This is a genomic window from Kribbella sp. NPDC049174 (assembly GCF_043197365.1).
In the GTDB taxonomy this organism is placed as follows: domain Bacteria; phylum Actinomycetota; class Actinomycetes; order Propionibacteriales; family Kribbellaceae; genus Kribbella.
In genome coordinates this window covers 21,386-36,212 of the sequence record NZ_JBICSZ010000016.1, presented here as the reverse complement: position 1 = coordinate 36,212, position 14,827 = coordinate 21,386, and the positions used below count along the sequence as shown (strand labels likewise).

The 14,827-nt window shown below is 66.3% G+C and carries 18 protein-coding genes; 7 read left to right on the top strand and 11 right to left on the bottom strand.

Annotated elements, in window-relative coordinates:
- Window positions 1-243: 243 nt before the first annotated feature.
- From ACGFIF_RS41920 to ACGFIF_RS41875, 10 genes are all read right to left on the bottom strand, one after another.
- On the bottom strand, window positions 244-1,482 hold the full coding sequence (locus tag ACGFIF_RS41920) for a tyrosine-type recombinase/integrase (RefSeq protein WP_393163062.1): 1,239 nt from the start codon (window positions 1,480-1,482) through the stop codon (window positions 244-246).
- Complete coding sequence (locus ACGFIF_RS41915; protein ID WP_393163060.1) at window positions 1,482-1,661, bottom strand: helix-turn-helix domain-containing protein; 180 nt, start codon at window positions 1,659-1,661, stop codon at window positions 1,482-1,484. The genes ACGFIF_RS41920 and ACGFIF_RS41915 overlap by 1 nt, the downstream gene beginning before the upstream one ends.
- 14 nt (window positions 1,662-1,675) lie before the next feature.
- Window positions 1,676-3,253, bottom strand: coding sequence for a replication initiator (locus ACGFIF_RS41910; protein ID WP_393163058.1), 1,578 nt, complete (start codon window positions 3,251-3,253; stop codon window positions 1,676-1,678).
- Window positions 3,250-3,450 carry a hypothetical protein gene (locus ACGFIF_RS41905; RefSeq protein ID WP_393163056.1) on the bottom strand — a complete coding sequence of 67 codons (201 nt, stop codon included), beginning with the start codon at window positions 3,448-3,450 and terminating at the stop codon, window positions 3,250-3,252. The genes ACGFIF_RS41910 and ACGFIF_RS41905 overlap by 4 nt, the downstream gene beginning before the upstream one ends.
- Complete coding sequence (locus ACGFIF_RS41900) at window positions 3,447-3,827, bottom strand: WhiB family transcriptional regulator (protein ID WP_393163054.1); 381 nt, start codon at window positions 3,825-3,827, stop codon at window positions 3,447-3,449. Before ACGFIF_RS41900 ends, ACGFIF_RS41905 begins: the two co-directional genes overlap by 4 nt.
- The gene (locus ACGFIF_RS41895; protein WP_393163052.1) at window positions 3,824-5,236 is read right to left on the bottom strand and encodes a hypothetical protein; all 1,413 of its coding nucleotides are present in this window, start codon (window positions 5,234-5,236) and stop codon (window positions 3,824-3,826) included. Before ACGFIF_RS41895 ends, ACGFIF_RS41900 begins: the two co-directional genes overlap by 4 nt.
- Before the next feature lie 7 nt (window positions 5,237-5,243).
- Window positions 5,244-5,519: a hypothetical protein gene (locus ACGFIF_RS41890; RefSeq protein WP_393163050.1), complete on the bottom strand. Its 276-nt coding sequence runs from the start codon at window positions 5,517-5,519 to the stop codon at window positions 5,244-5,246.
- 5 nt (window positions 5,520-5,524) lie between these two features.
- Entirely contained in the window at window positions 5,525-5,794 is a 270-nt protein-coding gene (locus tag ACGFIF_RS41885) for a hypothetical protein (RefSeq protein ID WP_393163048.1), read from the bottom strand.
- Window positions 5,794-6,024 (bottom strand): hypothetical protein, encoded by a 231-nt coding sequence (locus tag ACGFIF_RS41880; RefSeq protein ID WP_393163046.1) that lies wholly within the window; start codon window positions 6,022-6,024, stop codon window positions 5,794-5,796. The genes ACGFIF_RS41885 and ACGFIF_RS41880 overlap by 1 nt, the downstream gene beginning before the upstream one ends.
- Before the next feature lie 161 nt (window positions 6,025-6,185).
- Window positions 6,186-6,602, bottom strand: coding sequence for a hypothetical protein (locus tag ACGFIF_RS41875; protein ID WP_393163044.1), 417 nt, complete (start codon window positions 6,600-6,602; stop codon window positions 6,186-6,188).
- 127 nt (window positions 6,603-6,729) lie between these two features.
- Between ACGFIF_RS41875 and ACGFIF_RS41870 the strand changes: the two genes are divergently transcribed.
- The 3 genes from ACGFIF_RS41870 to ACGFIF_RS41860 all read left to right on the top strand — a co-directional run bounded on the left by ACGFIF_RS41870 (window position 6,730) and on the right by ACGFIF_RS41860 (window position 9,072).
- Window positions 6,730-7,518: a GntR family transcriptional regulator gene (locus ACGFIF_RS41870; protein WP_393163042.1), complete on the top strand. Its 789-nt coding sequence runs from the start codon at window positions 6,730-6,732 to the stop codon at window positions 7,516-7,518.
- Entirely contained in the window at window positions 7,515-8,141 is a 627-nt protein-coding gene (locus tag ACGFIF_RS41865; RefSeq protein ID WP_393163040.1) for a GNAT family N-acetyltransferase, read from the top strand. Before ACGFIF_RS41870 ends, ACGFIF_RS41865 begins: the two co-directional genes overlap by 4 nt.
- A 439-nt stretch (window positions 8,142-8,580) precedes the next feature.
- Complete coding sequence (locus ACGFIF_RS41860; RefSeq protein ID WP_393163038.1) at window positions 8,581-9,072, top strand: hypothetical protein; 492 nt, start codon at window positions 8,581-8,583, stop codon at window positions 9,070-9,072.
- Window positions 9,073-9,640: 568 nt separating this feature from the next.
- On the opposite strand, the gene ACGFIF_RS41855 is transcribed toward ACGFIF_RS41860, so the two are convergent.
- Window positions 9,641-10,156, bottom strand: a complete 516-nt coding sequence (locus ACGFIF_RS41855) for a GNAT family N-acetyltransferase (RefSeq protein ID WP_393163036.1) — start codon at window positions 10,154-10,156, stop codon at window positions 9,641-9,643.
- Between the two features lie 175 nt (window positions 10,157-10,331).
- Between ACGFIF_RS41855 and ACGFIF_RS41850 the strand changes: the two genes are divergently transcribed.
- The 4 genes from ACGFIF_RS41850 (at window position 10,332) to ACGFIF_RS41835 (ending at window position 14,434) form a co-directional block, all read left to right on the top strand.
- Window positions 10,332-11,288, top strand: coding sequence for a carbon-nitrogen hydrolase family protein (locus tag ACGFIF_RS41850; RefSeq protein WP_393163034.1), 957 nt, complete (start codon window positions 10,332-10,334; stop codon window positions 11,286-11,288).
- Between the two features lie 142 nt (window positions 11,289-11,430).
- The gene (locus ACGFIF_RS41845; protein ID WP_393163032.1) at window positions 11,431-12,612 is read left to right on the top strand and encodes a flavohemoglobin expression-modulating QEGLA motif protein; all 1,182 of its coding nucleotides are present in this window, start codon (window positions 11,431-11,433) and stop codon (window positions 12,610-12,612) included.
- On the top strand, window positions 12,609-13,616 hold the full coding sequence (locus ACGFIF_RS41840) for a glutathione synthase (RefSeq protein WP_393163030.1): 1,008 nt from the start codon (window positions 12,609-12,611) through the stop codon (window positions 13,614-13,616). The genes ACGFIF_RS41845 and ACGFIF_RS41840 overlap by 4 nt, the downstream gene beginning before the upstream one ends.
- A 65-nt stretch (window positions 13,617-13,681) precedes the next feature.
- Window positions 13,682-14,434 carry an SAM-dependent methyltransferase gene (locus ACGFIF_RS41835; protein WP_393163028.1) on the top strand — a complete coding sequence of 251 codons (753 nt, stop codon included), beginning with the start codon at window positions 13,682-13,684 and terminating at the stop codon, window positions 14,432-14,434.
- The last annotated feature ends 393 nt before the right edge of the window (window positions 14,435-14,827 follow it).

The following is a 14,827-nucleotide window of genomic DNA, read 5'->3' as shown; positions in this document are numbered from 1 at the left end:
CCGTCTCGTGGGCATGGTTTTGGGCACGAACTCACGTCTAATAGGGTTCGCGGGAGTCTACGGCGACCGAAGTCAACGACACTGAAGTACGCTGCAGGTGGCTGCCTTCCACGACATGCAGGTCTCTACGGATCAGAAGGTTGGGGGTTCGAATCCCTCCGAGCGCGCAGACAAAACCCCAGGTCACGAGGTGGATGACCTGGGGTTTCGCTTTGTCCGGGGTGGTTCTTGCTAACGCCTCTGCTAACACGGCACCCCCGCTGACGGATCCAGCCCGTCGTCTTCGTCGTCCTGGTCCTCGTCGATGTGGTCAGCAGCAGCAGCGAACACATCAGCGATTCCAGCCGCATGGCGACGGATCACGTGGGCGTACACCCGGAGCGTGATCGACGGGTCCGCGTGCCCCAGCCGGTCCGCCACGACGTGCACAGGTACACCCGCGACCAGGAGCAAGGTTGCGTGCACGTGCCTCAGATCGTGCAGCCGGGCATGTGGCAACGGGACCTCTGGAGCACCCTCGTCGTCGGTGGGCTCGTTGTAAGCCCTGATCGTCTTGGCCATGAGCTGGCTCACGGTGTCGGGGTAGATCGGCTGACCAAACCCAGTCGTGAAGACGTGTCCGGTATCGACCCACGACTCCCCCGCGATCCGCAGGTCTTCCAGTTGGCGGCGGCGGTGAGCCCTGAGCACGTCGACTGTTCCAGCGTCCAGGCTGACGACCCGCTCACGACCTCCCTTCGTTGTGCCTTCGACCCTTGCGCCGTCGACCATGCCCACCGATCCGCGAATCCGCAGAGCTGGCGCCTTCCAGTCGACGTCCGGCCAGCGGAGGTTCAGTAGCTCTCCACGCCGAGCACCCGAGTAGGCCGCCAGCCGGTAGAACGCGAACAGTCGGTGCTCACTCATCAGATCCAGGAAGCGGCGCAGCTCGTCGGCGGTCCAGATGTCGACTGGTCCACGGTGCTCACGTCGAGGCCGCTTTGCCCGCTCAGCCGGGTTCGACGACAACAGTTGCTCTGACCGGACAGCATCGTTGAGCGCCTTGCGCAGAACGGCATGTACGTAGTCGACAGTCCGTCGAGACAACGCAGTGCCGTTCCGCCCACCACCGGCAAGCAGGTCACGGTAGAGCCCGCTGAGCGTCGTCGGGCGGATCGCCTGTAGCCGAAGGTTGCCGATTCGCGGGACGACGTATTGCCGAACGAGGTAGCGGTACCCGGCAAGTGTCCGGGGCTTGACCTCCAGAGCGTGTGCATCGAGCCAGTCGCCGAGGTACTCCGCCAGCGTCACGGCATTGCGGTCGACGTACTCCCCGCGCCGGGCAGATCGACGGGCCTCGTCACGAGCCTCCTTCGCATCGTCTTCCGTCGCGAACCCGCCAACCCACTTCGGCTTGCTCAAGCCGGTCTCGGGGTCGATCACCCGGATCACGTAGGACCAGGTCTTGCCCCGCTTCATCACTCCATCGCGAAGGCTGCTCATCAGGCGGCCTGTCCCAGAGAAGCGACGAACGCACGCAGGTCCTCACCTTTGATACGGCGTGAACCATCAATGCGAACTGACGTCAGTACGCCGGACTTGATCAGCTCGTAGACCTTCGCCCGGCTCAGGCTGAGATGTGTGGCGGCCTCGGGCACTCGATACAGCAGCTTGTCAGTCATCGTCGTTCCCCTCGCTATGCCGCCGTGTTGGCGGGTTCGTGGTCAGTTGCCGAATGGGTGTGGTCCCCGCTGGGTCCTGCGCGTTTGGCTTGGTCGTAGTCGGTTCGCCAGCGGATGCGTTCGTTGATGCCTCGGGTCATCAGTCCGTGCCAGGTGGGTAGGTCGTCGTCGTTGGCTCGGTCGACGGGCTCCCAGATGAAGCGGGGTGTGCCGTCCTCGAGGGATTCGCTCGCAGCGCAGCGGTCTGTGTCGTGCATGTCGACACCGGCAGCGGCCAGGGTTTGGCGGACGACTTCGGCGCGGTCGGCTTTGTGTTCCGTGAGGGTCTTGCCGGTCCACTGACGCGAGACCAGGACGCGGCGGCCACCGAGCCCGAGGTGGTGCCGGTCGTGGGCCTTGGAGGAGCACCAGCCGGGCCGCATCCCAGCTTCCGCGCCTTGAGGCTGGACGCCGAACCGCAGCCAGTTCGAGCAGGTTGGAGAGCAGGGCAGCCAGCGGACCTCACGGTGCAGCCGGTCAAGGTGGATCGCTTGCGGTGTGGTGATCTCGTCGTCGTCGCCGTAGGTGTCGGCGATGGACTTCGCGAGGTACTTCGTCAGGTAGCCGATCGCCTTGCCGACCTTGTCCGCAGCCGTGCCGATGATGCCCTGATAGTTGAGCTGGGTGCCGAGCTTGACCACGTGCGCGGGTGTCGCGGCGGGGTCGTCGCCGATCGCGTCGAGTGCCTCATCCCAGGTGGGCAGCGGAGTGCCGTTGACCGGGTCAGCAAATCGGCCGGCCAACTCGTCCCAGCGCGGCAAGTCGTCGCCGACGTAGACGGGCGTGTCGCAGGGCGGCCACCAGAGCTGTGCGTAGGTGGCGGCAGCAACGTCCTTGACGGTCTGGCGAGGGATGACGCCCCGCACAGCGGCATGCAGGTGCGGCGCGAGGCGGCGTTGTGCCTCGACGGTGGCGAAGTACTGGACCTTGTACCCGGCGCAGCGGCGAAGGTTCTGCCAGAACCGGTCAACGACCTTGGGGAAGTGCAGCGCGTCCATCGCGGCCCGGTGGTAGTCGTACGACTCGGGGTCAGCAGGCGTGCCGTCCGGTCGAACCTTGCCGTAGCTCGGGAGTGTGAGGGTGAGGAACATCGAGGGCCGGTAGGTCTGGCCGTTGGCGCCGGTGAAGGTGGTGCCGACGGTGCGGTTCTCCATGGGCACCCGAGGCAGGTCCGGGGCGTCTCGGCGGCGCCGAGTCGAGCGGATACGACGGGCCGATTCGTCGTCGTCGACCTGGTCCTCATCCTCGTTTCCGGGCTCGTCGGAAGCCTCGTCGACCGAAGCCGCGGGAAGGTCCTGGACCTGGTCATCAACCGGGATTTCGTCGTCGCGGTGCCAGCCCTCGCGGCACTGCTGCATGCGGAGCTTCCTGGCCCGGTCGGCGCACGGAGGGCACTGGCGGTGCTGGGTGGAGCCGCACGGGATCGGGATGACGGACTGTTCACCGGTGGTGGTGTCGGTCATCCGGGACAGCACGGGCCGGACGCAGACACCGTTGCGGACAGCGAGGTCGTGGAGGACGTCGGGGGCGACTTGGCCGAGAGTGGAGATCATCGGGGACCATCTCCCCGCCGTGGCTGGTCTCGGTCACCGGCCCACGGGATCCGCGCGGTGAGGTAGACGCGGACACCCGGGGAACCGTGGTTGGGGTAGAGGCGGTGGGAGCCGGTGAAGTCGAACACCACTGCGAGGACCTTCAGCATGATCTCGATCTCTTCGGGGTCGCCGGAGACCCGGAGGCGGACGGTCATGACGCCTGCCTCCACAGCAATTCCGGGAGCAGCGTGGACCGGTCGAGCGCGTCGCCGATCGGGAACCCGGCAGCGATGTCGGCCCGGATCACGTCGCGCTGAAACTCGGTTGTGCCACCCCAGACCCCGAACTCCTCATCGCCCGCGAGAGCGGAGGCGAGGCAGGAACGGCGGACCGGGCAGAACCCGCACCGGTCCACAGCGGCGGTGGCCTGACCGGGTTCGGGAAAGCAGGAGTCGTCAGCGACCGAGCGGCATTCGCCCATCGAGGCCCAGCCGGGGACGATGTAGGCGCTGATTTCGGCGCGCTGGTCGACGGTCAGGGTCGGGACCTCGAAGACGAGTTCGAGCTGGCCGGGGATCTCACGGGGCTTCATGCTGCCTCTCCCGTCTCGGGGGTCTCGGTGGTGTTGCTGGGGGCATCGATGGAGTGGAGGACCCGGCGCGGGTGGTAGTCGCGGGCAATGGCGCGGATCTCGTCATCAGTTACATAGGCGGCGCGGACCCGGGTGGCGTGGTCGTGGCCTTCCATCAGGACGTAGCCGATGCCGGGCAGCGATCGGGGGATGGAGTCGCAGAGAGCGCCGTTGTCCCAGGCGTCGTCACCGAGAACCATGTCGACCTCGGTGGCCTTGCCGAGCCGGAGCGCGATCTTGTCGGGGAACAGGTCGCGCCACTCGCAGACCCGCTTGGTGACGTCTTGGACGGCGGCCAGGACGTGGAAGCCGGGAGCGCGGCCCTTGGTCAGGAGCAGACCGAGCGCGTTCTCGGCCCGGCCTTGGAGACGCCGGTCGGGTTGGAGTGCGGTTAGGGTCGCGAGCTCGTCGACGACCACCATCACCAGCGGTGTGGCGGTGGTCGGGTTGAACGTCCGGGTCGTGCCCCGCAGCCGCTTGCACCGGTCGTCCATGTCGTCGGCGGCGTCTTCGAGGAGCGTCACCATGGCGTCGTAGTCGTCGCGTTCGTAGCGGGTGAACAGGTCCTTGCCGAACTCCAGTTCCATCCCGCCCTTGGGGTCGACGGCCCAGATCTGGACCAGCCCGGCCCGGATGAACGGACCCAGCGCCCGCAGTACCGACCAGATGATCGAGCCCTTGCCCGAGCCGGTCGCGCCAGCGATGAACACGTGCGAGCCACGGACCCGCAGCCGCCACGGGGTGCCGTCGTCGGCGTATCCGATGACCAGTCCGTCCAGGCGTGCCGGGTCCAGGGACTCATCGACGGGGATCGCGGGAATGGTTGCCTGCAAGGGATTGCGCATCTCAAGGTCGAGCCAGACCCGGCCGGGACGGTCCTTGCGGACTCGGGCGTCGAGGGCTCGCATCGACTCGGCCAAGTGGGTTCGCTTGTCGGCCAGTTCCTTGCTGGACAGGCCGACCGGGAGTTGGAGGAGGAGCCGGTCGACGCTGGGGGTGTAGCGCAGTTTGACGATCCGGGGACGCATCACCCGACCGGTGGTCTCGTCGGTGATCCCGAGCTTGCAGCGCTCCATCCAGAACCGCCACAACGCCCCGTAGCGGATCCAGCGCCGCCACCACTGCACGACCGGGACCCAGACCAGCCGGTTGAACGATGAGCGGTGCTTGAACCGCCACCCCAATCCGCCGGCCAACACCACCACCAGGACCGAGAGGCGGACGGGCCAGCCCCACCGGGACACCTGCACGGCCACCACGGCAGCGACCAGGAGGGGACCGGTGAGGCCCGGGCGGCGCAGCAGCGCGAACACCAGGTAGGCGAGGGTCTTAACCAGCCGCCCCAGTACTTGAGCCAGTTTGGTAACCATGGGTTCATCAGCCCCGTCCTCGTTCGTGTTTGTGGAATCGCCGTTCGACCGTGAGTAGTTCGGCGCCTGCTCGTTCCAGGGACCCCATCGCGAGGACGCAGCCGCGTGCGGCGTCGGGATCGGGTGCGTTGACCAGGAGGCGGTTGGCCTTCTGTAGAACGGATCTGGCGTCGTCGAGCTGGTTCATCAGCCGGTGCAGCTCGACGATCGCGTCCAGGTCGTTGTCGACACCGAGCGCCTTGGCCCAGGCGACCAGGAGCCGACCCTTCGGAGTCATCGCCATCGGTGTCACCGCCTCTCGTGGATACGGAAGCCGCGCAACGCGTCCTCGACCGCGATCACCGACAAGTCGATGCGGCCCAGGGCCTTGCTCAGCTCGGTTTGGAGTTCCTTGCCCGGAGCACCCGACAACGCCCGAGCCGCAGACCGCACCCGGTCCTGACCGTCGAGCAGCCGACCCAGCAGCCGCTGAAGGACCCCGACCGCCTCGTCATCGTTGGCGACCCCGAGCGAGTCAGCCCACACATCCAGGTCACGCCGAGTCGCGAAGAGCGGCATTAGATCCACCCCTCGGCGCGGAGCAGCCGGGAGCCGGTCGCGTCCGGACCTTCGTCGTCCTCGTCTTGGTCGTCGAAGTCGTCCCCGTCGTCGTCCAGCGGGTTGTCTTCCACGGTCGGGTCGTCGTGCCGCTCCCAAGCTGTGCCAACGGTGAGCATTGCAGCGAGCGACTGCCGAGCCTCTGCGACCAAATCGCCAAGGCGGTCCAGGTCGGCAAGCTCGTGAGTCATCACCGCAATCTCTCCCGCCCCTTCGCCGAGCTGCACTGAGACGAACGGCGTACCGGTAGTGGTGCGAGGGAAGCTGGCTACCTTGAGGCAGGTGGTCGGACGAAGGTGGACTCCGACCGACACTCGCGCGCTGAGTTCGTTGAGCATCGCGACCACCGCTCTCAGGCCGCAGGCTTGTTCGCGGCGGCGGAGTTGCGCGGAGCCCGGACCTCGGTGGCCCGGAACGACCACGCCAGCCGCGCCCGACCGTTGCCGGTCTCCGCCACGTACGGGGTCGCGGTCATGCCCTCGAACACCACCTGAGTGAACGGGCTACCCGGGGCGTGAGGAGGCAGAACCGGCTGCACCTTGGACAGGATCTTGATCGACACCGTCCGGTCGGCCTTGCGGGCGTCGGGGTCACCGTCGATGACATCGACCGACCAGATCGGCAGACCGGTCTCTTCGTCGGTCGCGAACACCGCCCGGTCCTTCGTCGAGCGATCGAAGTCCCTGACCTCCGTCACGGCTGAGACCGCGTACGCGCCGTACGGGAAAGCGTCATCGAAGGTCACCTTGATCTTGCGGGGCATCGCCATGGTGTGATCTCACCTTCACTGTTCGATTCGTACCAACCTTTGGTATATCACCGACCTTAGGTACAGATTGGTGCTAGGTCAAGAGGGATGAGACCATTTGTTGGGACAACTTTTGGAAGGTACGCACATGGCGCAGTCAGAGCCGCTCTATCGGCAGATCGCAGCCGACCTTCGCGAGCAGATTCGCGGCGGCCAGCTCAAGGCAGGGGACCGGCTGCCGACCGAGGCCGAGTTGCGGGAGCAGTACGGCGTGTCCCGCAATACCGTCCGGCTCGCCTTCGCCCAGCTCCAGAACGAAGGCATGATCACGAGCACCCAGGGACGCGGCACCATCGTGCGCGAGCAGGTGATCACGACCTACCACGCGAGCTGGGCCGAGAGCCGGGACCGGATGTCGAGCGACCAGGTCGACGCCTTCCATGCCGAGCAGGCCGCGCAGGGCCACAAGTCGGCATACCGCGACTTCGAGATGCGGATCGTCCCAGCATCGCCGGAGCTGGCGGAACGGTTGACCGTCGACGAAGGCGACTCGCTCGTCTCGCGATCCTTCGTCCGCCAGGTCGACGGCGAGCCGTCGAGTTTGCAGGACAGCTACTACCCGATGGACATCGCCCAGGAGTGCGGCCTACTCACCCCGCACGACGTAGCAGGCGGAGCGATTCGCGCAATGGCCGCCAAGGGTCACGTTGAGATCGGCTACGTCGACGAGATCACGACGCGGATGCCCAGGCCGGACGAGTCGCGGAAGCTTGGACTTGGCATCGGCACGCCCGTCCTCGTCTACGTCCGCACGACCTACAGCGACACGCGACCGCTCCGACTGACGCTGACGATCTTCGCCGGTGACCGCAACCGGCTCGTCTACGAGCTCGGCGACATCAGCGGCTACCACGGCGAGAACGGGTACGCCTCGTGATCATCGAACAAGCCACCATCAGCGACCTGCCGGTCATCCTCTCCATGCGCCAGGAGGCCAGCGACTGGCTGGCCAAGAAGGGCATTCATCAATGGGCGGTCGCGTGGCCGAGCCCAGAGGCCCAGTCCGCGCGGATCCTGTCCAGCATCAGAGCTGGCGAGACCTGGATGGTTCGCACCGACGACGGCCAGGCCGCCGCGACCGTTGCGCTCGACACCTTCTCTGACCCGCAGCTCTGGACGCCAGACGAGCAGGCTGACCCGTCGATGTACCTCCACCGGTTGATCGTGCGGCGGAAGTACGCCGGACTCGGAGACGACGTCATCGACTGGGCATGCAAGCGCGCCGGAGACCTTGGCAACCACTGGGTCCGGATCGACGTATGGACCGACAACGTCGGCTTGCACCGCTACTACGAAGAACGCGGCTTCAAGCACGTCCGAACCCTCGACCTCACTGACTACCCATCCGGTGCCCTCTTCCAACGGCCAGCAACGAACTGGCGAGAAGCGGACCAGCCGCAGGCCATCGCCGAACAACCGCAGATCCTGCCGACACGTCGCGGCCGATTCGAGCCGTTCGAGCGCAGCCTCTGGCCGATCCTCAGTACCGCTGTGGTCTGACCCGCCGCTCTGCTCTACTGCCGAATTTGGCTCTTATGGATCAAGGCGCGCCTTCGGCGCGCGGCGCGGGCGTGCGCATGCGGCCTCCGGCCGTTCACCGCCCGCGCCCGCTCTCGGTGTCTTCTTCCTGAGCAACAGCAACCGCCTCCGGCGGGGGCCTCACGACTCCGGGACGACGGGGTCGATTTGGCCGGCTATACCGGAGTGGGGCGGGGTGCGTCTTCCCGTCTGCCGCTCAGCCCAGTCAGGACCTATCAGGAGCCGCCAGAGGGGCCAAGGTCGTTCGTCCGGCAGGGCGCTCCACCTTGGCCCCTCTGGCGTCTCCTGATCGCGCTACGCGTGGGCTGAGCGGCAGACGGGAAGACGCAAGGGGGAGATCTGTGCGGAGGACGCCAACAAAGCCCATGACGATGGCACGCGACCCGAGCACAATGGCGCCATGTTGCAGGGGATTGATCCGGATGAGGAGACGCCGACACCCGCCCTCGTCGCCGCGTGGCTGGCCCTGGACACTCTGCGTGCAGAGTCCGTGCCAATGTGGACGGCCAACTGGCTCGTTCAGGGATATGACGGCGAGTCGCTGGCGGAACTAGCCGGTCTCAGTGGACGGGACACCCGCGAGGTCCGCGACCTCCTCCCGGCAGCTCTCGCGGACGCGGGCGTTGACCCTTTGTCCTCAAAGCAGGCCGCCCTCAAGGTGGCATACGACCACATCGCCAACATGCTCCTCGGCGGCCGGGCCCACTGGACCTGGGCTGTCAATCAAGTCGTCAAACTTGTGATTGGCAACGGGTACGCCTCCGAGGTCTTCGAACAGCCTCTGGGCGCTTTGTGGGGAATCGACGATGAACTGGGCGAACCATGGAGCCGGACGGAGGATGAGCTAGCCGGAATCGTCCGCCAGGCGTGCATCGAGCAGGTGCAGCAATGACGGGGGTGCCCGCCTGGCTTAATTGGGGTAGCGGGCGTCGGAGTAGCTCGTCCCGCGCGGCTTGCTAACAGGCTTGCTAACAGCGTCCTCGGATCAGCTCGGACGACCCTGGACATTTCGTTGGATCGGCAACCGCGTCCGAGCGCACAGTGGTCAGCCGTGGACGGTCTGAACTCGACTACGGATCAGAAGGTTGGGGGTTCGAATCCCTCCGAGCGCGCCACCCAAGCCCAGGTCATCGACCTGGGTTTTTGGTTTGTAGAGCCCTCGCAGCCGGCTACGCGCGCTCCTCCGTCGCGTGCTCGCCCGGCAGCCCCACCCACCCGTTCGCGCGGCTTATCGCCGCTGACTTGCGTGCTGTCGCAGGCGACCCACAACCGTCACCGACTCGCCAGCCGCGCCACCCTCCAATGCGCGTGCTATCGCCCGCTTCACTCGACCACGTGGACCGGGACCCGGTGAGCAGCGCATCGTGGCGTGCAGGTGGCACAAGGTCGTCCGGCACATGCTGTCGCCGGCAACCCACCACCGTCAGCCACCCGCCAGCGGCTTCACCCGGGCGATCGGGCTACTGCGTCTGAGCCGGTAACGCAGGGGCGTCGAGGAGTACCTCGTAGAGGACTAGGTCGCCGTTGGTGCCTGCTCGGTGGAATCCGGCGCGTTCAAGGGTTCGCCGGGAAGCGATGTTGTCCTCGGTGGTGTCGGCGACAACTCGGGACAATCCGTGATCGGCCGCGACGGTCAGCAGGGCGACGAGTGCCTCCGCTGCATAGCCGTGACCACGGGCTGATGGGGCGAGGCCGTAACCGACCTCGACGCATCCGTCGTCCGGCCGACCCTTGAAGCCGATTCCACCGATGGCCTTCCCGTCGGCAGTCCGGGTGATCCGGTAGTGCCCGAAGGGGCGCAGGTCGCCGTGCACGGCCGTAGCTTTGAGAAAGGCCGTGACGCCGATGACGTCGCCGTCGAATGGGTAATCCTCAGCCCAGGCATCCCCGGCCCCGGCGCGCCGCCCGACGATGCGTTCACCCTCTGCTGTGTCGATGGCGTGCAAGCACAGTCGCGGCGTCTGAAGTTCGGTCACGGGCCACAGCGAAGCAGCCCTCGACCTTCCGCACAAGCCGATTACGCCGCCTGGGAAAGGCCGGCCGCGGAACACGTGTACATGCCGCCTTCCGCGCGCTCAGGCCGATGAGCGGACGTCATCGTTGCGTGGGCTACGCGCGCCGTCTGGCGTATCGTCGAAGCAGGGGGGCGAGATGACGACATTGACGGTTGCAGCTGTGCAAGCGGCCTACGTGCTGATGGATCGCGAGGCGACGCTTGCCAAGGTGGAGGAGTTGCTGGCCGACCCCGCAGTACAGGCGGCCAGCCTGGTCGTGTTTCCCGAGGCGTTCGTGCCTGGTACGCCGATCTGGATCGACGGGCCGCCGATCTGGGACGGCGACGAGCAGTGGTTCGCGATGCTGGCCGACCAGGCCGTCGTCGTACCGAGTGAGGCCACCGACCGGCTCGGGGCAGCGGCCCGGCAAGCCGGGGTGTATCTGGTGATCGGGGTCAACGAACGCGAGGCCACGGGGAGCACGATCTACAACACGTTGTTGTACTTCGATGCCGACGGCAATCTCATCGGCAAGCATCGCAAGCTGATGCCGACCGGCTCGGAACGCACCGTGTGGGGAATGGGCGACGGCTCGATGCTCGAAACCTACCCGACCCCCTTCGGGCGCATCGGCGGGCTGATCTGCTGGGAGAACTACATGCCGCTGGCCCGGTTCTACCTCTACTCGCAGGGTGTCGACGTGTGGGTGGCACCGACACTGGCGAGAGGTGACGGGTGGATCGCGACCATGCGACACATAGCCCGCGAAGGCCGCTGCTACGTGGTCGGTGTGAATCCGTGCCTGCATGTCGACCAGATCCCAGCGGACTTCCCCGACCGGGACCGAGTGTGGCGGACCGATCCGGACGAGCCTGACTGGGTCGAGCCCGGCAACACGGTGATCGTGGGCCCGAACGGAGAGATCCTCGCCGGACCGGCCCGGCACACCGAGACCATCTTGGTCGCCGAACTGGACCTCGCCAAGGTCCGTTCGGCGCGGCGAATGTTCGACCCGGTCGGCCACTACCACCGCCCCGACGTCTTCCGCCTCGCCGTCGACACCGCACCGCGCCCCGTCGTCACCACACTCCGCAACGGTCCCGCCGACGAATAACCGCCCTCGTCGAGGAGATCGGGGGTACGCCGAGTCGCCGCGTGGGTGCGCACCGTGGCAACTGGGCGGAATTATCAACAGGGCATGGACTGCGCATGGGCCATGGGTTTGTTTTGTGAAGGCTGGTGGGTACGTCGGGTAGATGACCTCCCCGGCCCAGCAGCTTGCGCCAGCTCTCGAAATCGATGCTCAGCTCACCGAGATCGAGCGCAGCTTGAACCTGCTGCTCAACAACACGCCGGTCAATGCGGCCGAGGCGTGGGTGGACTTCGAGCGGGGTGACTTCGGGGCGGCCCCCACGCTCCGGCTCCGGCCGCTGGAATTCGAGCCGGACCTGGTACGCCGTGAGCTCTACGGCCTCGAGATCGAGAACGTCACCGATCCTGCGCTGCACACCCTCTTCCGGGCGAAGCGAGACGAGATATCCCGCCAGATCACAGCCTTGGAGGATCGCGACACTTCACGGTTCGTGTACGGGTCGCTGCAACTGTACGGAGGAGTCGCACCGCCTCTCGTGTCCGTCGCGGAAGAGCTGCTCGAGACCATTCCGGTCCAAGCTCCCAGCAACCGGAGCGTCACCGCCGGCGCGTTCGCGGAGGCTGCTCGGGAGGAGTTCGAGCGATACCGCGCTGTATATCCGGACTTCCCAGCGCACATCGAAGTACGCGACGACATCTCCGAACTGATGGTGTCGTTCGGCCGGCTGCTCATCCCCGAATCCGCCACGATCCGGGCAGACCGCGTCGAGCCCCTGCTTCACCACGAGGTCGGCACCCACGTCGTCACCTACCAGAACGGCGCCAGGCAGCCCCTGACGCTGCTGACAATCGGACTGCCTGGCTACGACGAGACCCAAGAGGGGCTTGCCGTGCTCGCCGAGTACCTGACCGGCGGATTGGACCCGCGGCGTCTTCGCGTGCTCGCGGCGAGGGTCGTTGCCGTCGGCAAGATGCTCGACGGCGCCGAGTTCCTGGAGATTTTCGAATCATTGCGGGCAGACCATCGGATCCCGACCAGGACCGCTTGGTCCATCGCCATCCGGGTCGTCGTCGGGGGCGGTTCGGTGAAGGACGCGATCTATCTGCGGGGGATCACGCGCATCCTCGAATCCCTCGCGGAGGGCAGCAGCCTCGATGTCCTCTTCGTCGGCAAGTTCGCGTTGGACCACATCCCGTTGATCCAGGACCTGCTCGACCGCGAGGTACTGGAAGCACCATGGGTCCGGCCACGCTGGCTGGACGTGCCCGGCGCTCAGGAGCGCCTCGACAGACTGCGCGCGGGCGCGTCGGTCACGGACTTGTACGAGGGAGATGTGTCCGCATGAAGCTTGCCTTCTTCGTCAACGACGTCGCCACCGAGGTGGACGAGTACACGACTACGCGGCTGGCGAGGGCCGCGGCCCAGCGCGGGCATGAGGTTTGGTACGTCGGCGTCGGAGACGTCGAGCTCGGAGAAAGCGACGGGCAACTGGTCGCCCGCGCTCACGCCGCGGAGTTCGAGCAGGACGACACGCTCGAGGTCTTCATGAAGCGCATCAAGGAGCGCGACGCCGAACGGATCGTCATGGACGACCTCGACGCCTTGTTCCTGCGCAACGAGTCGATCGACGATCTGCAGGAGCGGCCGTGGGCAAGTCCACTGGGTGTGGTTTTCGGCCAGATGCTCCAGGCACGAGGCGTCACGGTGGTGAACGACCCGAGGTCCCTCACCCGCGCGACGAGCAAGCTCTACCTGGAGGAGTTCCCCGAGAAGATCCGGCCCCGATCGCTGGTGACGCGCGACCCGGAGGCGATCGAACGGTTCGCCGGCCAGGTCGGCCACTGCGTCGTCAAACCTCTGTACGGAGCCAAGGGACGGAACGTGTTCATGCTCGAGGACGCGAGTGAGGCGAACCTCGCCCAGATCACCGAGGCGGTGCTACAGGACGGCTACGCGATCGTCCAGGAGTTCGTCGACGGCGGCGAGAACGGCGATGCCCGGATCTTCGTGCTCGAGGGACAACTCCTCGAGGGCGACGGGAAACCGGCCGCCTTCCGGCGAGTGCCCACGGGGAACGACCCGCGGGCCAACATCAGCAAGGGCGGACGCTCGATCCCGCTCGAGATCGGTGACACGGAACGCGGCATCATCGAAGCGATGAGCAAGAAACTCGTGGCCGACGGCATGTACTTCGTCGGCATCGATGTGATCGGCGACAAGGTGGTAGAGATCAACGCGGAGAGCCCCGGCGGAATGCAGAGCGTCGAAAGGCTCTACGACATCGACGTCTGCCCAACCATCATCGAAGCCCTGGAGCGCCGCACTGGCTCGGTAGGGCCACGCGCATAACCGGTTGTCGGGTCGCAGGTGCTCCTCCACACTTCGGTTGGGTGGATGATGCCGAGCTTGATGTGATGTTGAGGAACGAACGCTACCCGCGGTCTGCCGGGTACTCGGCTCGGTGGATGGTTGACGGCGCGATGGGGCCGAACCCGGTGTGGCAGGCGGAGGCCTTGAGCGATCTCATGTCGCTCGAGCCGGGCATGCGGGTACTCGACATGGGATCTGGCACCGCTCTGAGCTCGATCTTCTTGGCCAAGGAGTTCGGGGTTGAGGTGTGGGCGACCGACCTGTGGGTCAAGCCCGACGAGAACTTGCGCCGCGCGGCCGAGGCACAGGTGGCAGACCAGGTTCACCCGATCTCGGCGGACGCCCATGCCCTGCCCTTCGCCGAGGACTTCTTCGACGCGCTCATCAGCATCGGCGCCTACCACTACTTCGGCACCGACGACCTCTATCTGGGCTACTACTCACGCTTCGTGAAACGCGGCGGCCAGATCGGCATCGTTCAGCCCGGTCTCGCCGAGGAGCACGAGACGCTTCCCCCACCACACCTCGAGTCCTACTGGATGTGGGACTTCTGTGCCTGGCACAGCCCCGCCTGGTGGCGGCGGCACTGGGAGAAGACCGGCCTGGTCACCGTCGAGGTCGCCGATCGACTGCCCGACGGGTGGCGAGACTGGTTGCAGTGGAACGACGCATGCGACCACGACAGTGGTACGCCGGGACGGGAAGAAGCTCAGATGCTTCGCACCGACGGCGGCCGAACCCTCGGCCTCTCCCGAGTCATCGCCCGACGCAACAGTCAAGCTCTGCCTGGCGCGTGAGGTTCCCCGCTGCTTGATGTCTCGCGGGGGGAAAGCCAACGACGGCCAACGCAACAAATCGCCAGTCCTGGAGCGTCTCACCAGACATGAGGCCCAGAAACCGCGCTGCGAGATGTCGTGCGTTCTTGGGACCTGCCGTCATTCTCATCGGTTTCGCCCTAACGGCGTGTGGGACGGCGGTATCGCCAACAGCTGGAGCAAGTAGTGCAACCCCTACCGCCGGACCGACCGCGCCGAGTGATGCGGCTGCGACGGTGATTCCGGCAGCTCCTGCGACTCCGGCGTTTCTCGACCGGGCGCGCGCCGTGGCGCAGGCTGTCAGGGCTGCGGGGATCCCGAAGCCTCCTGAAGGGATCTTCCTCTACTCATCCCGGACGCCCGGCCTCGCGTTCG